The 23,727-nt window shown below is 68.6% G+C and carries 21 protein-coding genes; 7 read left to right on the forward strand and 14 right to left on the reverse strand.

Translation table 11 applies throughout. From position 1 onward, the window contains the following. Window positions 1–13 precede the first annotated feature (13 nt). Both fadD11 and BST28_RS00535 read right to left on the reverse strand, forming a co-directional pair. Window positions 14–1,819 (reverse strand): fatty acid--CoA ligase FadD11, encoded by a 1,806-nt coding sequence (fadD11, locus tag BST28_RS00530; protein ID WP_083079409.1) that lies wholly within the window; start codon window positions 1,817–1,819, stop codon window positions 14–16. Window positions 1,820–1,843: 24 nt separating this feature from the next. Then, window positions 1,844–2,629: an enoyl-CoA hydratase/isomerase family protein gene (locus BST28_RS00535; RefSeq protein ID WP_083079411.1), complete on the reverse strand. Its 786-nt coding sequence runs from the start codon at window positions 2,627–2,629 to the stop codon at window positions 1,844–1,846. Window positions 2,630–2,715: 86 nt separating this feature from the next. On the opposite strand from BST28_RS00535, the gene BST28_RS00540 reads away from it, so the two are divergent. Next, the gene (locus tag BST28_RS00540) at window positions 2,716–3,549 is read left to right on the forward strand and encodes a class I SAM-dependent methyltransferase (RefSeq protein ID WP_083079413.1); all 834 of its coding nucleotides are present in this window, start codon (window positions 2,716–2,718) and stop codon (window positions 3,547–3,549) included. A 12-nt stretch (window positions 3,550–3,561) separates the two neighbouring features. On the opposite strand, the gene BST28_RS00545 is transcribed toward BST28_RS00540, so the two are convergent. The 3 genes from BST28_RS00545 to BST28_RS00555 all read right to left on the reverse strand — a co-directional run bounded on the left by BST28_RS00545 (window position 3,562) and on the right by BST28_RS00555 (window position 5,695). Further along, window positions 3,562–4,290 carry a hypothetical protein gene (locus BST28_RS00545; protein ID WP_133054273.1) on the reverse strand — a complete coding sequence of 243 codons (729 nt, stop codon included), beginning with the start codon at window positions 4,288–4,290 and terminating at the stop codon, window positions 3,562–3,564. A 157-nt stretch (window positions 4,291–4,447) separates the two neighbouring features. Continuing rightward, window positions 4,448–5,137, reverse strand: coding sequence for a hypothetical protein (locus tag BST28_RS00550; protein ID WP_133054274.1), 690 nt, complete (start codon window positions 5,135–5,137; stop codon window positions 4,448–4,450). A 111-nt stretch (window positions 5,138–5,248) separates the two neighbouring features. Further along, on the reverse strand, window positions 5,249–5,695 hold the full coding sequence (locus tag BST28_RS00555) for a helix-turn-helix domain-containing protein (protein ID WP_083079555.1): 447 nt from the start codon (window positions 5,693–5,695) through the stop codon (window positions 5,249–5,251). A 52-nt stretch (window positions 5,696–5,747) separates the two neighbouring features. On the opposite strand from BST28_RS00555, the gene BST28_RS00560 reads away from it, so the two are divergent. Beyond that, entirely contained in the window at window positions 5,748–6,200 is a 453-nt protein-coding gene (locus BST28_RS00560; RefSeq protein WP_083079419.1) for a PPOX class F420-dependent oxidoreductase, read from the forward strand. An 11-nt stretch (window positions 6,201–6,211) separates the two neighbouring features. Here BST28_RS00560 and dnaE read toward each other — a convergent pair whose 3' ends face one another. After that, window positions 6,212–9,751, reverse strand: a complete 3,540-nt coding sequence (gene dnaE, locus BST28_RS00565) for a DNA polymerase III subunit alpha (RefSeq protein ID WP_083079421.1) — start codon at window positions 9,749–9,751, stop codon at window positions 6,212–6,214. A gap of 138 nt (window positions 9,752–9,889) precedes the next feature. Between dnaE and BST28_RS00570 the strand changes: the two genes are divergently transcribed. Together BST28_RS00570 and BST28_RS00575 are read left to right on the forward strand one after the other, a co-directional pair. Beyond that, the gene (locus tag BST28_RS00570) at window positions 9,890–10,117 is read left to right on the forward strand and encodes a dodecin family protein (RefSeq protein WP_019736715.1); all 228 of its coding nucleotides are present in this window, start codon (window positions 9,890–9,892) and stop codon (window positions 10,115–10,117) included. A gap of 8 nt (window positions 10,118–10,125) precedes the next feature. Further along, on the forward strand, window positions 10,126–10,899 hold the full coding sequence (locus tag BST28_RS00575) for a methyltransferase domain-containing protein (protein ID WP_019736716.1): 774 nt from the start codon (window positions 10,126–10,128) through the stop codon (window positions 10,897–10,899). 1 nt (window position 10,900) lies between these two features. On the opposite strand, the gene BST28_RS00580 is transcribed toward BST28_RS00575, so the two are convergent. Next, window positions 10,901–11,821, reverse strand: a complete 921-nt coding sequence (locus BST28_RS00580) for an RluA family pseudouridine synthase (RefSeq protein WP_019736717.1) — start codon at window positions 11,819–11,821, stop codon at window positions 10,901–10,903. Window positions 11,822–11,828: 7 nt separating this feature from the next. Beyond that, window positions 11,829–12,446, reverse strand: coding sequence for a signal peptidase II (gene lspA / locus BST28_RS00585; RefSeq protein WP_043336319.1), 618 nt, complete (start codon window positions 12,444–12,446; stop codon window positions 11,829–11,831). A gap of 42 nt (window positions 12,447–12,488) precedes the next feature. Here lspA and BST28_RS23085 point away from each other — a divergent pair, with 42 nt between their 5' ends. Continuing rightward, window positions 12,489–13,427, forward strand: coding sequence for an asparaginase (locus BST28_RS23085; RefSeq protein WP_019736719.1), 939 nt, complete (start codon window positions 12,489–12,491; stop codon window positions 13,425–13,427). A 1-nt stretch (window position 13,428) separates the two neighbouring features. Here BST28_RS23085 and BST28_RS23090 read toward each other — a convergent pair whose 3' ends face one another. After that, the gene (locus tag BST28_RS23090; protein ID WP_109560602.1) at window positions 13,429–14,793 is read right to left on the reverse strand and encodes a DNA polymerase IV; all 1,365 of its coding nucleotides are present in this window, start codon (window positions 14,791–14,793) and stop codon (window positions 13,429–13,431) included. Between the two features lie 66 nt (window positions 14,794–14,859). Between BST28_RS23090 and BST28_RS00595 the strand changes: the two genes are divergently transcribed. Continuing rightward, entirely contained in the window at window positions 14,860–15,426 is a 567-nt protein-coding gene (locus BST28_RS00595) for a class I SAM-dependent methyltransferase (RefSeq protein ID WP_083079423.1), read from the forward strand. An 18-nt stretch (window positions 15,427–15,444) separates the two neighbouring features. Here the strand turns inward: BST28_RS00595 and BST28_RS00600 are convergent, their stop codons facing one another. The 5 genes from BST28_RS00600 to BST28_RS00620 all read right to left on the reverse strand — a co-directional run bounded on the left by BST28_RS00600 (window position 15,445) and on the right by BST28_RS00620 (window position 22,751). Beyond that, a complete protein-coding gene (locus BST28_RS00600) occupies window positions 15,445–15,786 on the reverse strand; it encodes a DUF732 domain-containing protein (RefSeq protein ID WP_083079425.1) in 342 nt (113 codons plus the stop codon). A 45-nt stretch (window positions 15,787–15,831) separates the two neighbouring features. Beyond that, window positions 15,832–17,217, reverse strand: a complete 1,386-nt coding sequence (locus tag BST28_RS00605; protein WP_083079427.1) for a PPE family protein — start codon at window positions 17,215–17,217, stop codon at window positions 15,832–15,834. An 18-nt stretch (window positions 17,218–17,235) separates the two neighbouring features. Then, a complete protein-coding gene (locus tag BST28_RS00610; RefSeq protein ID WP_083079429.1) occupies window positions 17,236–18,528 on the reverse strand; it encodes a PPE family protein in 1,293 nt (430 codons plus the stop codon). Between the two features lie 370 nt (window positions 18,529–18,898). Beyond that, window positions 18,899–22,039: an isoleucine--tRNA ligase gene (gene ileS, locus BST28_RS00615; protein WP_083079557.1), complete on the reverse strand. Its 3,141-nt coding sequence runs from the start codon at window positions 22,037–22,039 to the stop codon at window positions 18,899–18,901. A gap of 268 nt (window positions 22,040–22,307) precedes the next feature. After that, window positions 22,308–22,751: a winged helix-turn-helix transcriptional regulator gene (locus BST28_RS00620; RefSeq protein WP_083079431.1), complete on the reverse strand. Its 444-nt coding sequence runs from the start codon at window positions 22,749–22,751 to the stop codon at window positions 22,308–22,310. A gap of 66 nt (window positions 22,752–22,817) precedes the next feature. Between BST28_RS00620 and BST28_RS00625 the strand changes: the two genes are divergently transcribed. Further along, a complete protein-coding gene (locus tag BST28_RS00625) occupies window positions 22,818–23,666 on the forward strand; it encodes a class I SAM-dependent methyltransferase (RefSeq protein ID WP_083079433.1) in 849 nt (282 codons plus the stop codon). Window positions 23,667–23,727: the final 61 nt, after the last annotated feature.

Here is a 23,727-nt window from a genome sequence, read left to right on the forward strand (position 1 = left end):
GTGGCCCTCTCCCCTAAGGTGCCGGCTGGTGGATGTGCGGTCCGGGCTGGTCGGCGTAGAGCGCGTCGATCTCGTCGGCGTACTTCGCGGCGATCGGCCGCCGTTTCAGTTTCATGGTGAGCGTCACCTCGTCGCCGCCGGGTTCCCACAGCGTAGGCAGCACCCGGAAACGCTTGATCTGCTCGACGCGGGAGAGTCTGGCGTTGCCGGCGCTCACTCCGGTGGCGATCTGTCCGATCACGCCCGGGTCGGCGGCCAGCGCGGCCGGTGTCGCCTCGGCCAATCCGTGCGCGGCGGCATACGGTCCGACCGAGTCGGCGTCGAACACCATCAGCGCGGTGTTGTAGGGCCGCGCCTCACCGATGGTGACCATCGCCCCGATCATCGGGCAGGATGCGAGGATGGCGTTCTCGATGTTCGCCGGCGACATGTTCTTGCCCGCGGCGTTGATGATCAGCTCCTTCTTGCGGTCGACCACCCGCAGGTAGCCGTCGGCGTCTTCTTCGAGGATGTCGCCGGTGTGCAGCCAGCCGTCGGGGTCGATCGCCTCGGCGGTCTTTGCCGGATCCCTGCGGTAGCCGCGCATCACCAGCGGCCCCCGCACCAAGAACTCACCGTCAGAGGCGATACGACTTTCCAGTCCCGGCAACAACTTTCCTACGGTCCCCAGCCGGGCGTCGCGCGGATGCGCAGTCGAGGCGACACAGCTCAGCTCCGACATACCCCAGACCTCACAGATCGGAACGCCGATCCCGGCGAAGAAACCGAGCGTCTCCTTGGGAATCGGCGCTGCGCCCGACACCGCCCACCGCAATTCGTCCAGCCCGACCTTGGCCCGCAGCTTGGAGAGCACCAGCTCATCGGCCTGTGCCCACTCCGAGGCCACGTCGTCGGGAATCGGTTCGCCGGCCATCAGTGCCGCCGAACGCTTCGCTCCGACCGCCAGCGCCCATTGCAGGGCGGCACGGCGGTTCTCGTCGGGCTCCCCCGCGACGGTGAATTCGATTGCGGCCTTCAGCTTCTCCCATATCCGCGGAACCGCGGCCCAGATCGTGGGTCGCACGTCGGGCAGGGCCGCGCCGATCTGGCGGGCGTCGGGCACCACCGTGACCTGTACGCCGGCGGTCTCGGAGTTGTAGAGCGCCATCGCCCGGTCGGCGATGTGCGCCGAGGGCAGATACGAGGTGATCCGGTCGCCGAAGCGCACCCCGAGCACCGCGTCGAGGGCGGCCGCCTCGAACAGCAGGTTGGTGTGCGTCATCTCCACCCCTTTGGGCGGTCCGGTGGTCCCCGAGGTATAGATCAGCGTGACGACGTCATCGGGTTGCACTGCCCGCCAGGAGGATTCGAAGTCGAAGTCGTCGTCGGCAGCAGCCAGCAGATCCTCCATCGACAGGGTGCCGACCGGGCGCCCGTCGAGGCACACGATGTGTTCGATGGACGCTCCACTGGCACGAATGGTCTCGACATAGGCCGGCTCGCAGATCACCACCTTGGTGCCCGCGTTGGCGAACAGGTGACCGAGCTGGTCGGCGGGCAGCGTGTTGTACACCGAGAAGGAGGTGGCGCCGACGTGCTGAGCCCCGACCTCCAACGGGTAGAACTCGATCCGGTTGGCCATCATCAGCGATACCGTGTCGCCTCGCCGCACCCCCAGGCCGGCCAGCCCGGCCGCCACCTGCCGCACCTGGAGGGCATAGTCACGCCAGGTCAACGCCTGCCCGCCGCCGACGGTCCGCAACGCCACCGCGTCGGGGTCGATGGCGGCGGTGCGCTGAAACGCCTCGCACAGCGTCGACACCGGCTGACTATCCGCCATCCCGTCCTCCTGTTCGCCTCCGCCTCAACGGCGGCTCACCTTTTCCAGATAGGCCATCGCCGCAGCCTGCGACTCGGGATCGTGCAGGGCTGTCACCAGCGCGTCGGCGTCGTTCCAGCTGCGCACGGTCGCCACCATTCCCTCGGCCACCGCGTTGACCTGACGCTTGGTGCCGCAGAGTGTGAGCACAGACTTGCCGACCAGCTGCTCGACCAGCTCGTCGACCGCGGCGTCGAGGTCCGCCTCGGGCACCACCCGGTTGACGAATCCGGCTGCCTTCGCCTCTGCGGCGTCGAACGGCCGGCAGGTCATCACCAGTTCCTTGGTGAGCGACGGACCGATCTCACGCACCAGCCGCGGGACACCGCCCCAGGCCAGCGGGATGCCCAAGTCGACTTCCGGAATCGAAAAACGGGTGTTCTCGGCGGCCACCCGCAGGTCGCAGGCTGCGGCCAGTACCACCCCGCCGCCGACGCAGTGGCCGTGCAGCCGCACCACCGTCACCGCCCGCATCGCCTCGATGGCATCGGCCATGCGGCGCCCGGCATCGGCGGCCTCCCGCATCGCCGCCGCGCCGTTCGCGGCGGCCGCGAACGCAGCCAGGTCCGCGCCGGCCGAGAAGGCCCGGCCATTGCCGGCGATGACGACGACCTTCACCGCGGGGCGTGCGTCGAACCAGCGGGCCGCGGCCACCAGTTCCTCGAGCGTTGCGGTGCTCAGCGGGTTGAGTTTGTCGGGCCGGTTCAAGGTGATCGAGCCACGCGCCCCTTCAGCCGCCACCGCGAGGGTGGTCGCCTGCTGCGATTCCATGGCGACGACGTTAGCGGCGGCGCGGCGGCGTTGGTCCGCTTTGCCCTTACGTGTCGGATCGCGTCGCGTCGCCTACGGTGAAGCCCATGCCGATTGCCGTCACCGAGTTCAGCCGCCTCGAGCAGACAGCGTTTCTCACCGCGTACGCCCGCGCCCTCGACAACCGCTCGCCCACGCCGATCCTCGGCGACGAGTTCTCGGACCGGGTCGTCGGACTGATCGACTACGACTTCGCCGGATTCCGGATCCCGGCCAGCGTGGTGCGGCAGACGGCACTGCGAGCCAAGATGCTCGACGAGCGGGTCCGCAGGTATACCGCGGCGAACGCCGACGCGGTCGTGGTGGACCTCGGCGCCGGGCTCAACGAACCGCTGGCGCGGGTGCAGCCGCCGGCGGGCGTCGACTGGTACAGCATCGATCTACCGAATGTCATTGCGCTGCGCGGCAAACTGCTGCCGACCCGGCCCGCAGAGCACGCCCTCGCGGCCGATCTCACCAGCGAGGACTGGACGGCCGGCATCCCGGTCGGCCGGCCCACCATGGTGATCGCCGACGGCCTGTTCGCCTTTCTCACCGAACAGCAGGTCATCGCCCTGCTGGGACGCGTCATCGACCACTTCGAGACCGGCGAGCTGGCGTTCAACGACTACGGCCGGGTCGGCGCGATGAGCTCGCTGGCGATGAAGCTCGCACCGCGGGGCATGTTCAGCATGCTTCGCCACGTCTGGGCCAACCCCGGCTTCACCGACCCGCACACACCCGAGCGCTGGGACCCGCGACTGCGTCTCGTCGAGCAGGCCTGCCTGGCGCATGCCGCCGAAGTCGACTCGTTTCCCGGCGCGGCCCGAGCGGTCACCCGGCTTGCCGGCCGCTTTAAATCACTGGCCGGCAAAGCGCGGGTGCTGCGCTACAAGTTCTGAGCCCGCCGGAGGTCAGACACCGTCACAGACTGCGCCGAGGAAGTCGCACGGGTCGAAGTCCAGGCTGGCGAACGGGTCCGGGGGGATCAGGTAGTCCGGCACCTCAGGGGTCCACGAGTGGAACAGACTGTTCCATATCTGCATCGGGCCTTCGCCGGCGAACTCGATCAGGCCCGCCGAGGTGAAGTTGATCGGATCGGTCACCACGGTGTAGCTGGTGTCGCCGAGAGACATGACCCAGTAGTTCAGCTCGTGCGGTCCGACCCCGTTGATCGTCAGGTTGGTGAAATCTCCGATGTGGATCTGGTAGATCGACGACCCGGCGAGGTAGCCGAAATTGCCCAGGTCGCTGAGATCGAAGTCCTCGGGCAGGTCGGGGTTGACCGTGAAGTCACCGAATTGGTAGGCCGAGGTGGAGAAGAACGAGTTCCAGTAGTCCTCGATCTTGATGTTGTAGGTACCGGTGTCGATCACGTTGCCGTCTTCCCCGGTGTACTGCACGGTGTAGGGCTGGTCGCCCTTCCAGTCGGTGATGACGGGACGGACACCTTCGTACTTCCAGTCGCCGTCCAGCGGGCTACCCATCACCAGGCAGACCGCCCCGTCACAGGTCTCCCAGGGGCCGCCCTCGGTGAAAGGGTCCCCGGCGGCGTTCGCCGCGGACATCGGCAGCACCAATGCGGCGAACCCAGCAGCGGCGCCTACCCCGATCAGGGTAAGAAGACGACGCGATTTCCACATGACTGCCTCCGTTAAGCTTGTTGCACTTGCATACCTGTGACGCTCAGGTGACCAAACGTTACACGTGCGTTATCGGGTCCACATCAGAGTCTGATGAGTTTTTTTGTTAATACTGAGTTTTCGGGCGGCGTTCGGCCTGGCCACCCTACGTTGTGCTCTAGAATCCCGCCAGCGCGGCGTACTCGCTGGGATCGAAGTCGAGGCCGTACCACGGGTCATCGGGGATGAGGTAGTCCGGCACCGGGACATAACTGGAGTTATCGAGACTATTCCACAAAAGAGTGGGGGCCGCATCTCCGGCGTACTGGATGTAGTCCTGCGACGCCCCGTCCATTGTCACCACGGTGTTCACGTAGTTCGGCGTGGTGACGATCCAGTAGCTTGCGCCGTTGGCCGCGTCGTTGATCGTCACCTGGGTCGTGCTGCCGAACGTGGTGCTGTAGATGGCGGTTCCGGTCAGGTCGCCGAACGGGCCCGGGTCGACGGTGGCATCGGCCGGCGTGAAGTCGCCGTAGATATAGGTGGAGCTGGACATGAACTGCGACCAGTAATCCTCCACCTTGATGTCATAGCTGCCCGCGCTGACCGTGGAGCCGTCGGCTCCGGTCACCTCGACGTTGTACGCTTGCTCCCCCTTCCAGTCGGTGAAGAAAGGCCGAAAGCCGCTGTAGGTCCAGGAACCGGGTTCGTAGTCGCCCATCACCAGGCATGTCGTCCCCGCACAGGTCTCATAAGGGCCGGTGTCGGCGACACCGGCGTGCGCGAGCGCCACCGGCATGACGAACCCGGCGAACAGGGCGGCCGCTGCTCCCCCGAGCAGCGAGACGACACGGTTTCGCACAGACATCACAGATGGTCCCTTTCCCCCTGAGCCACACATGTTGTGTGTGAAGTTTCAGACGTTACACCGGTGATGCTGTGTTGTTATAGGAAACCTACCTAAACGTTACGTTGAGGTTTATCTCTCCGGCCGGGCCGGGACACCCCGCTGCGGCTCACACCCCATCCCGGCGCCGCCAGGTGCCGGCGGCGGATGGATCCCGCAGGTACAGGCGTCGATGGACGGGCAGGTGCACCGCATTCCCCACTCGATCACCGCCCGGGCGCGGGACAGGGATTCCAGCTGGGCGTCGATCTCGGCGAGCTTGGCCTGCGCCAACGCGCGGCTCGCCGGACGTCCGGGCACGTCGTCGGCGAACAACAGCCGGATCTCATCGAGGGCGAATCCGGCCGACTTGCACAGGCCGATGATCTCGAGGCGGGCCAGCACCGAGTCGTCGTACCGACGCTGACCGCCGACACGTGCCGGCGGCGCCACCAGACCGACCTGCTCGTAGTAGCGCAGGGTTGTCGCGGCGACTCCGCTCCGACGGGCCACCTCACCGATCGTCAGCCGGTCCGACAACACATCCCCTCATCCTTGACTTAGAGCCAACTCTAGGTTGTTCACTGGCGTCATGTCTGCACAACGACTCCACGTGCTGGGCGAAGCCCGCTACGCGCTGCTACGGTCCTTCCGCCGCGACGGCTCGCCCGTCCTCACGCCGGTGTGGTTCGCGCTCGATGGCGACACCCTGGTGTTCCGGACCAAGATCGGCCCCAAGACCCGGCGGCTCGCGTCGCGCCCGGATGTCGAGTTGACCGCCTGCGATTATCGCGGCCGGCCCCGTCACGACGCCACGACCGTTGCCGGGCGGGCCACGATTCTCTCCGGTGGCGAAGCCGAGGCGGCCAATGCCACGCTGCATCGGCGCTACGGCTGGCAGTGGAACGTGATTCCGATGATCCCGATCCCCGGGGTCACCAACGTGCACCGCGACCTGAGTGTCCGGGACAAGTTGCGGCGCACCAGGACTCGTTCGCTATGGCCGGACAGCGTGATCGTGCGGGTGGCACCGGCGGATGCCTGACCGCATCGCCGCTATCCGCCCAGACACCCGGGCCCCAGCAGCGCCTTGAGGTCGCCCATCAACGCCGAGGACGGCGTCACCCGCAGTGACGGGTCCAGTTCCAGCACGGTGATCCGCTCCCCACTGATCAGCCGCAGCTGAACCTGTGCCGTGCCGGGATGGCGGGTCAACACCTGCTTGAGTGCGGTGACCTTGTCAATGGTGCACTGCCGGGTCGGCAGACTGACCGCCAGCGGCCGGTCCGCGGCATTGCCGGAGAAGTCGGGCACCACCAGCTCGTTGGCGATCAGCGAGATCCGGTCGTCGCGGATGGCGACCTTGGCGTTGACCAGTACCACCGCGTCATCGACGACCTCGGCGCCGTAGGCGGAGTAGGTGTGCGGGAAGAACATCACCTCGATGCCGCCGGTGAGATCCTCCAACTGCGCTGACGCCCACGGCATTCCGTTCTTGTTCACCCGCCGATTCACCGATGCCAGAATGCCGCCCACCCGCACCTGGGTGTCGTTGGGGATGTCACCCTCCAGGATCGCCGGAATCTGGGTGTCGACCTGGGCGGCCAGCAGGTGCGCGATGCCGTTGAGCGGATGCCCGGACACATACAGCCCGAGCATCTCCCGTTCCAGGGCCAGCTTGTGCTTGTCGGCCCACTCCTCGTCGGGCACCCGGATGCCGAAAACCGCGTCGGCGCCGGCACTGTCGCCATCTCCCCCGCCGAACAGGTCGAACTGCCCCATCGCCTGGGCCTTCTTGGTTCCCAGCACCGAGTCGACGGCGTCGGTGTGGACCAGGAACAGGCCCTTTCGCGGATGCCCCAACGAGTCGAAGGCGCCGGCTTTGATCAGCGATTCGGTGACCTTCTTGTTGCAGGCGGCGATATCGATCTTGTTGAGGTAGTCGGAGAAATCGGTGAACCGGCCCTTGTGCGTTCGGGTGCTGATCAGCGACCCCACCACATTGGCGCCGACGTTGCGCACCGCACCCAACCCGTAGCGGATGTCCTTGCCAACCGAGGCGAAGTTCAGTTCGGATTCGTTGACGTCGGGCGGCAGCACCGTGATGCCCAGGCGCCTGCAGTCCGCCAGGTACACCGCGGCCTTGTCCTTGTCGTCACCGACCGAAGTCAACAGCCCGGCCATGTATTCGGCCGGGTAGTTGGCCTTCAGGTAGGCCGTCCAGTACGACACCAGGCCGTAGCCGGCCGCGTGCGACTTGTTGAACGCATACCCCGCGAACGGAAGGATGGTGTCCCACAACGCTTTCACTGCACGCTCGGAGAACCCGTTGGCCGTCATCCCTTCGTAGAAGCCCTTGTACTCGGCTTCCAGGACTTCAAGCTTCTTCTTGCCCATGGCTTTACGCAGCGCATCGGCCTTGCCCATCGTGTAGGAGGCCACCTTCTGCGCGATGAACATGATCTGCTCTTGGTAGACGATCAGCCCGTAGGTTTCGGCGAGGATGTCGCGCAGCGGCTCTTCGAGTTCGGGGTGGATGGGCTTGATCGCCTGGCGGTTGTTCTTCCGGTCGGCGTAGTCGTTGTGGGCATTCATGCCCATCGGGCCCGGCCGGTACAACGCCAGCACCGCGACGATGTCGTTGAACTCGGTGGGCTGCATGCGGCGCAGCAGGTCACGCATCGGGCCGCCGTCGAGCTGGAACACCCCCAGGGTGTCGCCGCGGCCCAACAGCTCATAGGTGGCCGGATCGTCCATCGGCAGGGAATCGAGGTCGAGGTCCACCCCTCGATTGGCCTTGATGTTCTCCAGGCAGTCACCGATGATCGTCAGGTTGCGCAGGCCCAGGAAGTCCATCTTCAGCAGGCCGATTTCTTCACACGACGGGTAGTCCCAGCCGGTGATGATGGCGCCGTCCTGCGGCCGCTTCCACAGCGGGATCGCGTCGATCAGCGGCTCGGAGCTCATGATCACCGCGCAGGCGTGCACGCCGGCGTTGCGGACCAAGCCCTCCAGTCCGCGCGCGGTCTCGTAGATGGTCCGCACGTCGGGATCGGTGTCGATCAGCGTGCGAACCTCGGCGGCCTCCTTGTACCGCTCGTGGGACGGGTCGGTGATGCCCGACAGCGGGATGTCCTTGGCCATGATCGGCGGCGGCAGTGCCTTGGTGATCCGGTCGGCGATCGCATAACCCGGCTGTCCGTAGTGCACACGGGCCGAATCCTTCAGCGCAGCCTTGGTTTTGATGGTGCCGAACGTGATCACCTGAGCGACCCGGTCGCTGCCCCACCGCTCGGCGGCATAGCGCACCATCTCGCCGCGGCGGCGGTCGTCGAAGTCGATGTCGATGTCGGGTGCCGACGGACGCTCCGGGTTGAGGAACCGTTCGAACAGCAGGCCGTGCGGGATCGGGTCGATGTTGGTGATGCCCAGCGCGTAGGCGACCAGCGACCCGGCCGCCGAGCCGCGGCCCGGACCCACCCGGATATTGATCGAGCGCGCGTAGCTGATCAGGTCCGCGACGATCAGAAAGTAGGACGGGAATCCCTTGCCGCAGATGACATCGATCTCATAGGCGGCGCGATCGGTGTATTCCGCCGGCACCCCGGCCGGAAAGCGCCGTTCCAGGCCGGCCTGCACCTCGTGGCGCAGCCAGGACCCCTGGTCGTGTCCGTCGGGAACCGGGAACACCGGCATCCGGTCACGCGGGGTCCAGATGTCGGCGTAGGACTGCACCCGCTCGGCGATCAGCAAGGTGGAATCACAGGCGCCGGGGATGGTGTCGTCCCACAGCGCCCGCATCTCGGCGGCCGACTTGAGGTAGTAGCCGTCCCCGTCGAACTTGAACCGGGTCGGATCTGAGAGCGTCTTGCCGGTCTGCACACACAGCAGCGCCTCGTGGTTCGACGACGCGTCGCGGGTGACATAGTGGCAGTCATTGGTGGCCAGCGCGGGTATGCCGAGCTTGCGGCCCACCTCCAGCAAACCGTCGCGCACCCGGCGTTCGATGGACAGGCCGTGATCCATCAGTTCCAGGAAGTAGTTCCCGGCGCCGAAGATCTCCCGCCATTTCGCGGCCGACTCCAGCGCCTCGCGGTCCTGGCCCAGCCGCAGCCGGGTCTGCACCTCCCCCGACGGGCATCCGGTGGTGGCGATGATCCCCTCGGCGTGCTCGGCGATCAGTTCGGCGTCCATCCGCGACCACTTGCCCAGCTGGCCTTCGAAGGAGGCCAGTGAGGACAGCTTGAACAGGTTGCGTAACCCGGTGGCGTTCTCGGCGACCATGGTCAGGTGGGTGTAGGACCCGCTGCCGGACACGTCGTCGCTCTTCTGGCCGGGGTCGCCCCAGTGGACCCGGCGGGTGTCGAAACGCGAACCCGGGGCGATGTAGGCCTCCACCCCGATGATCGGCTTGATGCCGGCCTTGGTCGCGGCGTTGTAGAACTCACTGGCCCCGAACATGTTTCCGTGGTCGGTCATCCCGATCGCGGGCATCTCCAGCCGTTGCGCCTCGGCCAGCATGGGGGCGATCTTCGCCGCACCGTCGAGCATCGAGTACTCGGTGTGGTTATGCAGGTGTACGAACGAAGATCCCATAGGACCGCCAGTCTATGGCCGGCCACCGACGGTGCTCGGCGTGTCGGCGGGTGTGTCTTCACACGCGCGCGTTTCTGCGGACAGCGGCCGCCGACGTGCATTACGTTGAGGTGCGTCTGAAGCGGAGGAGCTACATACATGAGCGTGTACCGGGTGATCGACATCATCGGGACCAGTCCGTCGTCCTGGGAGAACGCCGCGGCAGAGGCGGTGCACCGGGCCAAGCAGACCATCGACGACATCCGTGTCGCCCAGGTCGTCGAGCAGGACCTGACCCTCGACGACAAGGGTGGGATCGTCTACCGCACCAAGCTGCGGATCTCCTTCAAGATCCGGCCGCCGAAGTCGGCGAACGGCTCCAGCTAACAGCTGCGATGCCGCGCAGCTTCGATGAGCTGGTAGCCGAGGCCGTCGCCGCGCCGGTCGACGGCTGGGAGTTCTCCTGGCTGGACGGCCGGGCCACCGAACAGCGCCCGTCCTGGGGCTATCAGCGTCAGTTGGCGCGTCGACTGTCGGGTGTGGGGGCTGCGGTCGACTTGCACACCGGTGGCGGCGAGGTGCTGGCGGGCCTGGAGAAGTTGGAACAGTTCGGCGGGTTTCCGCCCACCATGGCCGCCACCGAGTCATGGCCGCCGAACGCCGCACGCGCCACCGAGCTGCTTCATCCGCGGGGCGTGGTGGTGGTGACCGTGCCGGATCGCCCGCCACTGCCGTTCGGCGACAGCGCATTCGATCTGGTCAGCAGCCGCCACCCGTTGGCGACCTGGTGGGACGAGATCGCCCGGGTGCTGCGGCCGGGCGGCCGCTACTTCGCCCAGCAGATCGGGCCGGCGACGATGCTGGAGCTCACCGAGTTCTTTCTGGGGCCGATGCCGCGCAAAGGCGCCCAATACGAGCCGGAGGCGGTCCGTGCCGACGCGGTGGCTGCCGGTATGGAGATCATCGACCTGCGGTCGGAGCGGCTTCGGGCGGAGTTCTTCGACGTCGGCGCGGTGATCTACTTCCTGCGCAAGGTGATCTGGACGGTGCCGGACTTCTCGGTCGACGCCCACCTGGACCGGCTCCGGCAGATGCACGAGCTCATCGAGGCGCAGGGCCCGTTCGTCGCCCACGCCACCCGGGTGCTCGTCGAGGCCCGCAAGCCCTGAATCAGCGCTGCAGAACGTCCAGGGCGTGCTGCAGGTCTGCCGGGTATTCGCTGGTGATCTCGATACGGCGCCCATCGCCGGGATGGGCGAAGGCCAGCGAGCGGGCGTGCAGCCACTGGCGTTCCAACCCGAGCTTTTTCGCCAGGGTCGGGTCGGCGCCGTAGGTGAGGTCGCCGCAGCAGGGATGCCGAAGGGCGGCGAAGTGCACCCGGATCTGGTGGGTGCGACCGGTTTCCAGGTGCACGTCGAGCAGGCTGGCGGCGACGAACGCCTCCACCGTGTCGTAGTGGGTGATGCTGTGCCGGCCGCCGGCGGTGACCGCGAACTTCCAGTCGTGACCGTGGTGGCGGCCGATCGGCGCGTCGATCGTGCCGCTGGACGGGTCGGGGTGCCCCTGCACCAGCGCGTGGTAGCGCTTGTCGACGGTGCGTGCCTTGAAGGCGCGCTTGAGGGCGGTGTAGGCGCGCTCGGAGAGCGCCACCACCATCACCCCCGAGGTGCCGACGTCCAGGCGGTGCACGATGCCTTGGCGTTCGGGCACCCCGGACGTGGTGATGCGGTAGCCGGCCGCGGCCAGCCCGCCCAGCACCGTCGGCCCGCTCCAACCCACCGACGCGTGGGCGGCCACCCCGGCGGGTTTGTCGACGGCGACGATGTCCTCGTCGGAGTACAGGATGGTCATGCCCTCGACCTCGGCCGGGGTGTTCTCCAACGGGGCCGGCGCCTCGGGCAGCCGGACCTGCAACCATGCGCCCGCGACCAGCCGGTCGGACTTGCCGGCGGGGGCACCGTCGAGTTCGACGTCGCCGTTCTCGGCCAGCGTGGCGGCGACGGTCCGGGACAGACCCAGCAGGCGGGCCAGTCCGGCGTCGACACGCATACCGGCCAGCCCCTCCGGCACCGGCATGGACCGTTCGGTCACGACCGCATCAGGTCTGGTCACCGGGGCGGTGCTCAGGGCGCGACTCCTCGGCATCGCTCCGCTTCGCCCCGTCATCCGCGCGGCGGCGGCCCACGGTGTCGAAGTCGAAGCCGAACACCGAGAGTCCGACCAGCAGGATCGCACCGCCCACCACCGCGGGGTCGGCGACGTTGAACACCGGCCACCACCCGATGGACAGGAAGTCGACGACGTGGCCCTGAAGGTGGCCGGGCGCCCGGAAGAACCGGTCCACCAGATTGCCCAGTGCCCCGCCGAGGATCATGCCCAACCCGACCGCCCACCACGGCGACACCAGCCGCCGCGACATCCAGATGATGCCGAGCACCACCGAACTGGCGATCAGCGTCAGCACCCAGGTATAGCTGGTGGCCATCGAGAACGCGGCACCGGAGTTGCGCACCAGAGTCCAGGTGACGGTGTCGCCGATGATCGAGACGGGCTGGCCGGGGGTCAGCATTTTCACCGCGAGCACCTTGGTGACGACGTCGACCATCAGCACAACCGCGGCCACCGACAGCAGCAGGCCCAGCCGCCGGGGCGGCGCGGCCGGCTCCGGCGCCTGATCGGCGGCCGGCTCGGTCGAGTCGGTTGTCTCGTCAGTCACGCCCCCCATCATCCCTTAACCCGCGTGCGGCATGATCGCGGCATGGTGTCCACGCGCCTCACCGTCATCACCACCGGCGGGACCATCTCCAGCAGCACCCAGGGCGACGGGGCGTTGCGGCCGGCCCGCAGCGGTTCGGATCTGCTCGCAGATGCCGGCGCCGCCGACGTCACCGTCGTGGACCTGATGGCGAAGGACAGCTCGGAGCTGGGGCCGGCCGACTGGGCTGCGCTCCTCTCCGCGGTCAACGCCGCCGTGGACGGCGGGGCCGACGGGGTGGTCGTCACCCACGGCACCGACACCTGCGAAGAGGGCGCGCTGTGGCTGGAACTCGGCTACACCGGCGACGCGCCGGTGGTGCTCACCGGGGCGCAGCGCAGCGCCGATGCTCCCGACGCCGACGGCCCCGGTAACCTGCGCGACGCGCTGATCCTGGCTGCGGACCCGGCGGCGCGCGGGCTGGGGGTGCTGATGTGCTTCGCCGGCCGGGTGCTGGCACCGCTGGGACTGCAGAAGGCGACCATCACCGGCCTGACCGGCTTCACCGGGTCGCTGCTGGGCACCGTTGTCGACGACCGGGTCGCCCTGTCCAGCGGCAAGACCCGGCCCTACCTCGGTGCGCCGGTCACCGTGCCACGGGTCGATATCGTCGCGCTGTATGCCGGTGCGGACGTCGTCGCACTGGATGCCTGCGCGGCCGCCGGGGCGCGCGGGGTGGTCTTGGCCGGGCTCGGGTCGGGCAATGCGCCGGCGCCTGTGGTCGACGGCGTGCGGCGGCACTGTCGGGACGGACTCGTCGTCGCGGTGTCCAGTCGGGTTCCGGACGGGCGGGTCGGCGCGGACTACGGCCCCGGCCGGGCCCTGGTGGACGCGGGCGCGCTGATGGTGCCGCGACTGCGGCCGCCACAGGCCCGGATCCTGCTGATGGCGGCACTCGCGGCCGGGCAGCCGGTATCCGACGTCATCGGCCGGTGGGGCTGATCTACGGCTCGTCCTGGACTGCCGCCGCGCCGGCGTAGCCGGGCCAGTCCAGGCTGTCGACCGGATCGGCACGGGCCAGCCCCGGCTCGTCGATCGGAAACGTCCGCACCGGCCCCGGGCCCGAGCTGCGCGTCTCGAATCGCACCGTGACCACCCCGTGGCCGGCCCCCTGCACCCAACCGTGCCCGAGCTCGCGGTGGACGACGTCGTCACCGACCCGCCACAGCGCCGGAGCCGGCAGGGAAATCGGCTCTGCCGCAGGTATTTCCGGTGACTCCGAGGCGGCGGGCTCGGGGAAGGCCAGATCCGGGAAGAGCGACTCCTGGCGGACGTCGGTCAACCCGGAAAACCCCACCCCGAGCAGCCGGATCGGTCCCACGTCCTGCGGGTCGAGCAGCAGCCGGGCTGCCGCCGAGGTCAGCACGGCGGCGTCGGTGGTCGCATAGGGCAGTGTCGCCGAGCGGGTCAGCACACTCATGTCGGCCTTCTTGAGCTTCACCGTCACCGTGCGGGCGCCACGGCCGTCGCGCAACAGCCTGCGGTAGGCGTGTTCGCCGATCGGCCCGACCTCGGCGCGCAACTGCTCCAGGGTGGTCAAATCGGTGGCGAAGGTGGATTCGGCGCTGATCTGTTTGGCCTCGGCGCGTTCGGCTACGGGGCGGTCGTCGATCCCGCAGGCCAATCGGTGCAGGGCGGGCCCGATCGTGGCGCCCAGAATGTCGGCGACCTCGGCGTCGGTCAGCGCGGCGAACTGCCCGATGGTGGCGATGCCCAGCCGGTGCAGCTTCTCCTCGGCGACCGGGCCGATCCCCCACAGCCGGCGCACCGGCAACCCGTCCAGCAGCAGCCGTTCCTCGGAGCGCGCAACCACCCGCACCCCGTCGGGTTTGGCCAGATCCGAGGCGATCTTGGCGATCTGCTTGCCCGAACCGGCCCCCACCGAGGCCACCAGGCCGGTCTCGTCGCGCACCCGGGCCCGCAACTGCTCACAGAACCGCTGCACGTCTTCGCCGCCGGCCCCGGCCAGCTCGGCCGGTTCACCGAACGCCTCGTCGAAGGACAACTGCTCGACCACCGGGATCACCGCGCGCACCGTCTCGAAGACCCGGCGGCTGGCCACCCCGTATACCGCGCCGCGCGGCGGTAAGACCACCGCCGCGGCGCCCACCAGCCGGCGCGCCTGGTGCATCGGCATCGCCGAGCGCGCGCCGAATACCCGCGCCTCATAGCTGGCCCCGGCCACCACGCCGCGGCCCCCCAGCCCGCCGACCAGCACCGGCCGCCCGCGCAGCGTCGGACGAGTGAGCTGCTCGACGGAGGCGAAGAATGCGTCCATGTCCAGGTGCAGGACCCACCGCGCGTCCACAGTGGTCGATCCTATTGGGCCGCAACTGCGGCGCGGCGGGTCGCCGCCGGACTAGCGTGAGATGCCATGGCGATGAATCTGGTTCACCGGCTGTGCTGCAGTTCGCAGTACTGGGCCCGCAGCGTCGAACGCAAGCTGCTGCCGTGGGCGCTCGCCGGCGTGGACCTCGGGGACGACACCCTGGAGATCGGCCCGGGCTACGGCGCCAATCTGCGCTGCCTGGTGCAGATGACGCCGCAGTTGACCGCGGTCGAGATCGATCCGCCGATGGCCGAGCGGCTGCAACAGAAATACGGCTCGCGGGCGCGCATCATCAACGGCGACGGCACCGACACCGCGCTGCCCGCCGACAGGTTCAGTTCGGTGGTGTGCTTCACCATGCTGCACCACGTCCCGACGCCCGCACTGCAGGATCGGTTGTTCGACGAGGTGTTTCGCGTGCTCAGGCCGGGCGGCGTGTTCGCCGGCAGTGACGGCGTGCATTCGGCGACGTTCCGCCTCTTGCACATTCGCGACACCTACAACCCGGTGTCCCCCGAGACGCTTCCGGAACGGTTGCAGCGCAGCGGTTTCAGCGATATCGAGGTGTCGGTCGGCGGCGGGCGCCAACGCTGGCGGGCGGTCAAGCTCTGAGACGGTGGCCTACTTGGCCTACTTGGCCGACTTGGCCGGCGCGAGTTGCTGCGGGCAGTAGGTTTTGGCGGCGATCGCCGCGAACTGGGCAGCACCGTTGATGGTCAGGGCGGGATTGGCCTCGCGCAGGTCGGTGAGAAGCTCGAGCCCGGTTTCGCCGTTGGCCGCCAGCCCGCAGACCGCCTGGCCGGCCGCCACGGCCTGCGCCGGGTCATTGAAGGTGATTCCCACCTGGTGCAGCGAGGCGATGAAATCGGTGGGGTCGACGGCGCTCGCCTCGACGACACCCGGTTCGGCATGCGCGGGTGCGGCGGCAACGATCGCCGCCACCGCGAAAAGCGGGGCGAACAACACTTTCATGCGGTCCTCCTGTGGTGGCGAAATACGCCGGCCGTCCGAACCGGGTCAGCCGAGCGCCGATTGCGGGCCGGTGGGCACCGCCTCGTCCTCGGCGCAGACATGCACGGCGTGAATTCCCGGCTTGAGTGACAGCTTGGCCACCAGGTCGTCGAGCCCGGCCTCATCGACGTTCCAGTGTTGCACCACGTCGGGCGTCTGTTGCAGCTGGGCGATGACCTGATCGAGTTTGACCGGAGCGTCGCGGTTCTTGGGGTTGGCCGCGACCACCCTGACGCCCGGCGTGGCCGCCCGGGTGGCGGGGCCGCCCAGCGCACCCCCGGTCAGGGCGCCCAGCGCCGCCGGGCTGAACAGGCCCCCGAGCTGCGCCGCCGGAGCCGCCCCCATCGCGGCGCTCGGCACGGCAACGGAGGCCAGCTTGATCGCCGGGGCCGCGGTGGCCCAGCTGGGGGGCACCGACAGGGCACCCACCGTCGAGGCGCTGCCGGCACTCGCCGAGGCCGCGGTGGCCAGCCCCCGGGCCAGACCCGCAGCCGGGACGGCTGCCGGGCCGGCGCTCATCAGCCCGCCACCCAGCGCGGATTTGGGGATCGCCGGCGGGCCCTGGATCTTGTGGAAGAGCCTGACCTGCGTCATACCCAGGTTGGTGGTGCCGCCCACCGCGTTGGTCCAGGTGGCCTCCGAGCCCACCGAGGACTGGAAGTTCCAGAACGACTCGTAGAGCCCCGCCAGTTCCGGGTCCCCGGCCGCGACGTTCAGCGCATCCCCGGCCCCGTCGGAGTATTGCGAAGGGGACCCGGCGATGGCCTGCGCCAGCTTGGCGAGCGTCGACTGGGCCGTAGTGCCCGCCGAGGCCTGCGCCGCCTGGGCGGTTGCGGCGGCCTGGCCGGCCGCACCGTCGTCTGCGGTGGTCCGCGGCGGCGCGGTGAAGGCCGTCAGCTCGGTGGCCGACTGTGACGCCGTCGCGTAGCCGACCATCGCGGCGACGTCTTGCGCCCACATCTGCGCGTACTGGGCTTCGGCGGTCGCGATGGCGGCACTGTTCTGCCCGAGGATGTTGCCGGCCACCAGCGAGGCGAGCTCGCTGCGGTTGGCGGCGATCACCGGCGGGGGAACGATTCCGGCGAAGGCGGATTCGTAGGCGCTGGCGGCGGCCCTGGCCTGGCCGGCGGTCTCCTCGGCCTGTGCCGCCGTCGTCGACAGCCATGTCACATACGGGGCGGCGGCCGCCGCCATGGCTGCCGCGGCCGGGCCCTGCCATCCCCCGCTCAGCCCCGAGAGCACCGCGCCGTACGAGGACGCGGCGCCGTGCAGTTCGGTGGCCAGCCCCGACCATGCCGCGGCCGCACTCAGCAGGGGCGCAGCACCCGGACCCGAATAGATCAGACCGGAGATGATCTCCGGCGGCTGCGCCGCGAAGCTGTGAAAAACCATGTGCCGCGACTCCTTCGGCTACTTCTGGATCGGCGGGATGACGATGATGGTGGCAGTCGTGGCGATGTCCGGGCCCGCCGCCACGGCGTTGGTGACCTGCGTGACAGCGCCGATGGTGCGGGTGGAGGCCGCGCCCACGGCATGACCGACGGGCGCGCTGAGCGCGCGGCCCGCCAGACTCGAGGCCGCCATCTGGCCGAACATGCCGTTCTCGCCGTTGACGGCCATCGCGGGGGCCGCGTCGAACACGGCCTTGGGCAAGACCGACGCGACGGTCTGCACGCTCGGAGCCACCCCGGGAGCGGCCGAGGCCCAGCTGGTCGGCACCGACAGCGACCCGACCATGCCGGCACGGCCGATCGCCGCCGTCGCACTCGCCGGGTTCACCGCCGGCCCACCGGTCAGCAGCTCGCTCGCCAGCAGTGGCGACAAGGCCCCGGTGATGGGCTTGGGGTTGAAGAACGACCCCAGGCTTTGCGCGCCGTTGTTCATGCTCACCAGGCTGGAGCTGACCTGCCACCAGTTCTTGAACAGCCGCAGGATGCCCAGCGGCGAATAGGGGCCGTCGATGACCTTGATGAGGTTGGTGATGCTGTCCATGCCGTTCTTCAGGCCCGACGTCGCCTGTGTTGCCGCTGTGGACAGCGCGGTCGGATTGGTCGTCAGGGTTTGCAGGGTGCTCGGCACCTGCGACATCAGCTGTGACAGTGCGGACTGCGCATTCGAGCTCGCCGAGGACTGTGCCGCGTTGGCCACCGCCGCCGCCTGGCTGCCCTGTCCGCTGGGATCGGTGGTCTCCGGTGGCGCGGTGAACGGGGTCAGCTGGGTGGCGGCCGCCGCGGAGCCGGCGTAGGCGTACATCGCGGCCGCGTCCTGGGCCCACATCTCGGCGTACTGGGCCTCGGTGGCGGCGATCGCCGGCGTGTTCTGCCCCAGGAAGTTGGTGGCGACCAGCGACATGAGCAGCGCCCGGTTGGCCGCGACCACCGGCGGTGGGACGGTGGCGCTGAAGGCCAGCTCGTAGGCGCCCGCGGCCGCTCTGGCCTGCAACGCCGCCTGCTCTGCCTGCGCTGCGGTGGCCCTCATCCACTGTTCATACGGAGCTGCCGCGGCCGCCATCGCCGCCGAGGACGGTCCGTGCCACGCCGAACTCGCCAGGTCGGCTACCACCGACCCGTAACCGGTCGCGGTGGAGTGCAATTCAGTGGCCAGCGCGTCCCAGGCCGTCGCAGCGGCCAGCATGGGAGCCGACCCCGGGCCAGAGTAGATTCTGGCGGAGTTGATTTCCGGCGGCAGGGCCCCGAAATCCATAGCTCTCCTTCGCTCCCGATCACTGACGCGCCCCCCGGACCGCGACGCCGCCTAACAACCCACCGACGATCAATCAGCCACGGTCAGGCGGCCAATTGCGCTCAGGGTGATGTGATCAGAAGGTTAGCCAGCGGCGGGCCGGTCCCCGGGCGGCCGAGACCGGTGTTCTCGACCGCTCGCGCACCGGTTCGAACGCGCCTGCTGCGGCGGGCGCAGGCCTGCGCACCGTGCCCGTTTCAGCACCGTGATCAGCGCGAATACCGATCCTTCGCCGTCGGGACCCGGTGTGGTTCCGCGCGCGGGGCGCCCGGCGGTGACCAAAAGAATCTGGCTGCGAGAAATTCGCCTCGCCACCGGGCCGGAGTGCCGATCAGGCCTTGGTGATCGACACCCGCACACCGTCGCCGATCTCGGCGGCGCCGGCACCCGGGTCGCCGAACTCGAACCCGGTGGCGAGGATCTCGCCCGCGATCAGATCCCGATGCGCCTGCGCCCACCCCAGCCGCCGGTCGGGGACCGACATCACGACGCTGATCCGGTCGGAGACCTGCAGTCCGGTGCTCTTGCGCAGTTCCTGCAGTTCGCGGATGCGGTCCTTGGCCCAGCCTTCGGCTTCGAGTTCCTCGGTCACCGTGCCGTCGAGCACCACCAGTCCGGCGCCGTCCGGCAGCGCCGCGGTGAACTCTGGATCGGCGGCCACCAGCTTGGAGGTGTATTCGCCCTCGCGCAGCACCACCGGCCCGGCGCTAAGGGTGCCGTCCGGGTTGATCACGCCCTCGCCCGCCTTGACGGCCTGGATCGCGGTCTGGACGTCCTTGCCCAGCCGCGGACCGGCCACCTTGGCGTTGACCGCCAGGTCGAAGCGGCCGTAGCGGTCGATGTCCGCCGTCAGCTCGACGGCCTTGACGTTGAGTTCGTCGGCGATCAGGTCGGTGAACGGCGCCAGTCGCTGCGGGCCCTCGACGGCCACGGTGAGTCTGGGCAGCGGCAGCCGGACCCGCAGCCGGTGCGCCTTGCGCAGCGAGGACGCGGCCGAACACACCTCGCGTACCTGGTCCATCGCCGCCACCAGCTCGGCGTCCGCGGGCAGGCTGCCGGGCTCGGGCCAGTCGGTCAGGTGCACCGACCGCTCACCGGTGACGCCCCGCCAGATCTTCTCGGTGGTGAGCGGCAGCAGCGGTGCGGCCAGCCGGCAGGTCACCTCCAGCACGGTGTGCAAGGTGTCGATGGCGTCGGGGTCCTCGTCCCAGAACCGCTGCCGGGAACGGCGCACGTACCAGTTGGTCAGCGCCTCGGTGAACTGGCGTAGCTCCTCACACGCCCCGGAGATGTCGCAGCCGTCCAGCGCAACGGTCAGGTCGTCGCGCAGCGAGGCCAGCTTCGCCAGGATGTAGCGGTCGAGCACATGGGTCGAATCGGTGCGCCACACCCCGGGTTTCGGCGCGTAGAGCGCCAGGAAACTGTAGGCGTTGGTCAGCGGCAGCATCACCTGGCGCACACCCTCACGGATGCCCGGCTCGGTGACGATCAGGTTGCCGCCCCGCAGGATCGGCGAGGCCATCAGGAACCAGCGCATGGCATCGGAGCCGTCGCGGTCGAACACCTCGTTCACGTCGGGGTAGTTGCGCAGCGACTTGCTCATCTTCTGCCCGTCGGAACCCAACACGATGCCGTGCGCCACACAGGTTTTGAAGGCCGGCCGGTCGAACAGCGCGGTGGCCAGCACGTGCATCATGTAGAACCAGCCGCGGGTCTGGCCGATGTACTCGACGATGAAGTCGCCCGGGTAGTGGGTTTGAAACCAGTCGGAGTTCTCGAACGGGTAATGCACCTGCGCATAGGGCATCGACCCGGAGTCGAACCACACGTCGAGTACGTCGGGGATGCGCCGCATCGTCGAGGCGCCGGTCGGATCGTCGGGGTTGGGCCGGGTCAACTCGTCGATGTACGGCCGATGCAGATTGTCCGGGCGTACCCCGAAATCGCGCTCCAACTCGTCGAGGCTGCCGTAGACATCGATTCGCGGGTAAGCCGGATCATCGGACTTCCACACCGGAATAGGTGTGCCCCAGTAGCGGTTTCGCGAAATCGACCAGTCGCGTGCGCCGCGCAGCCAGTTTCCGAAGATGCCGTCCTTGACATGCTCGGGATACCAGGTGATCTGCTCGTTGAGTTCGACCATGCGGTCCCGGAATTCGGTGACCCGGACGAACCACGACGAGACCGCCTTGTAGATCAGTGGGTTACGGCACCGCCAGCAGTGCGGGTAGGGGTGTTCGTAAGTCTCGTGACGCAGCAGCACCGGCTGATTGACCGCCGCCGGTCCGGTGCCGTTCTTCAGGTCGGCGATGATCGCCTTGTTCGCGTCGAACACATGCTGGCCCGCGTAGTCGGCGACGCTGGAATCGAAGCGGCCCTTGGCGTCCACCGGGGTGACCGGGGTGATGCCGGCGGCGTCGGTGGTGTTCTTGTCGTCCTCGCCGTATGCCGGCGCCAAATGCACCAGCCCGGTGCCGTCGTCGGTCGACACGAAGTCGGCGGCCAGCACCCGAAAGGCGTCCGCCGAGTCCATGAAGTAGGGAAACGGCGGCCGGTACTGAAGCCCGACCAGCTCCGAACCGCGATAGCGGCCCAACACGGGTGGCTCTTGGCCGTCGGTGGCGCCGAATTCGCGCGCATAGGCGCTCAGCCGGGCCTCGGCGAGCAGGAATCGACGCTCCCCCACCGCGACCTGCACATAGGTCACCTCCGGGTTGACCGCGACGGCCAGGTTGGCGGGTAGTGTCCACGGCGTGGTGGTCCACACCAACAGGTACGCGCCGGCCAGGTCATCGACCGGTCCCCCGGAGCCCACGGCGAACCCGACGGTCAGCGCCGGGTCCTGACGGCTCTGGTAGATGTCGTCGTCCATCCGCAGTTCGTGGTTGGACAGCGGGGTCTCGTCACGCCAGCAGTACGGCAGGACGCGGTAGCCCTCGTAGGCCAATCCCTTGTCCCACAGCTGCTTGAACGCCCACAGCACCGATTCCATGAACGGCAGGTCGAGGGTCTTGTAATCGTTGTCGAAGTCGACCCAGCGGGCCTGCCGCGTGACGTAGGCCTGCCATTCGGCGGTGTAGCGCAGCACCGACTCCCGGCAGGCCTGGTTGAACGCGGCGATACCCATCGCGTCGATCTGCGATTTGTCGGTGATGCCGAGCTGACGTTCCACCTCGAGTTCGGCGGGCAGCCCGTGGGTGTCCCAGCCGAACCGTCGCTCCACCTTGTAGCCGCGCATGGTGCGATACCGCGGCACGATGTCCTTGACGTAGCCGGTGAGCAGATGCCCGTAATGGGGCAGGCCGTTGGCGAACGGCGGCCCGTCGTAGAACACGTATTCCTCGGCGCCGTCGCGGCGGGCGATGCTGGCCCGGAAGGTGTCGTCGGCGGCCCAGTGATCGAGGACCTCGGCTTCGGCCGCCGGGAAGTCGGGGGCACCGGCGGCCGGCTTCGGATAGCTGCGTTCGCTCACGTCTCTGTCGTCTCCCACGGCGCTCCCGGCTCGGGGACGACGCCGCGCCGGTTGCGCGAGCACCGCGGTACCACCCCGCTTGCCGCGCTGCCGGCGCGACCGCTCAACAAGGCTGTGACGGGCCTACCCGTTCGGTTCTACTGAGGCCCGTCGTTTGAGGCCCGTCGTTCGGGGCCGAGGCCTGTTCTTCCGAAGGCTCCCCGGTGATGGCCGGATCATTGCCGATGAGCCGATTGTACGGAGGGCCGCCGATTCGCCGGAGAGGGGTTCAGCCGGCAGGGCGCGCCCGGACGTCGGAGGCGGTCAGCGCGTGGTCGCATTGATCGCAGCGCAGCACGTCCTGCGGATGCCCGCCGCAGTGGCGATGTTCCAGCAGCAGTGGGGGCCCGTCGGGTCCGGGGTAGTACCGGTCGCCCCACAGCATCAGCTGGGCGAGCACGGGCAGCAGCGCCCGCCCCTTCTCGGTGAGGTGGTATTCGAATCGCTCGGGCCGGCTCTGGTAGCACTCTCGGCGCAGTACACCCTCGTCGACCAGGTGCGTCAGCCGCGCGGTCAGCACGCTGCGGGTGATCCCCGTGCTGGCGCAGAGCTCGTCGAAGCGGTGCCGGCCCAAGAAGACGTCGCGAACCAGCAGCAGCGACCACCGCTGCCCGATGACCTCGAGGGCACGAGCCACGGAGCAGAGCTGGTCGGGATATTCGCGGTCAAGCATGATGCGACCAGCATAGCCACCTGAGTTGCGTCATACGACCCACTTGGGGGTAGTGTGAGTCGCGTGATGCGACCCGCAGCCGGGACCGAGCCCCTCATCGCCGACGTGTCCGACACGGCACGCTGGATCGCCGCCTATCGGGCGGAGGAATCCCGCCGCCCCGACGCGATGTTCGACGACCCGCTGGCCGATCGGCTCGCCGGGCAGCGCGGCCACGCCATCGCCGCGGCGGCCCCGCCGATCGGCTGGGCGCTGGTGGCCCGGACCAAGCTCATCGACGATCTGGTGCTCACGGCGATCGACGAGGGCTGCGACCGGGTGCTCAACTTGGCGGCCGGCCTGGACACCAGGCCCTACCGCCTGGACCTTCCGGCGGACTTGCAGTGGGTGGAGGCGGACCTCCCGGGACTGCTGGCCGACAAGGAGCAGGCGCTGCACGACCAGGAGCCCCGATGCCGGCTGGCCCGGTATGCGGTCGACCTCGCCGATCCCGCCGCCCGCGACGCCTTTCTCGATGACGCGCTGGCGGGCGCGGGCAAGGCCCTGGTGCTGACCGAGGGCTTGTTGATGTATCTCGACGACCACGATGTCGTGGCCCTGGCGCAATCCTTGAAGCGACCGCAGATCGCGTGGTGGCTGCTGGAATTCTGGGGTGCGGGACTGCGGAAATGGATGGACCGCAAGACCGCCGCCATCATGGCCAACGCACCGTTCAAGTTCGGAGCCGAGAACGGGCTCGCCTACTTCGAGCAGATCGGCTGGACGCCCCTCGAAGTTGAATCGATATTGTTGGCGGCCAACCGATTCCGTCGACTGCCATTCTGGTATCGGGTAGCCGCCCGGCTACCCCAGCCGGACCCGCGCAATCCGGGCAATGCGCGCTGGAGCGCTGTCACCCGCCTCACCGCCCGCTGACGGTCCGGCCTTCCGCCGGCACTGCGCAGCGGATCTGGCGTCCATAACACGGTCGGGCTTC

The organism is Mycolicibacter kumamotonensis (assembly GCF_002086285.1).
Lineage (GTDB): Bacteria > Actinomycetota > Actinomycetes > Mycobacteriales > Mycobacteriaceae > Mycobacterium > Mycobacterium kumamotonense.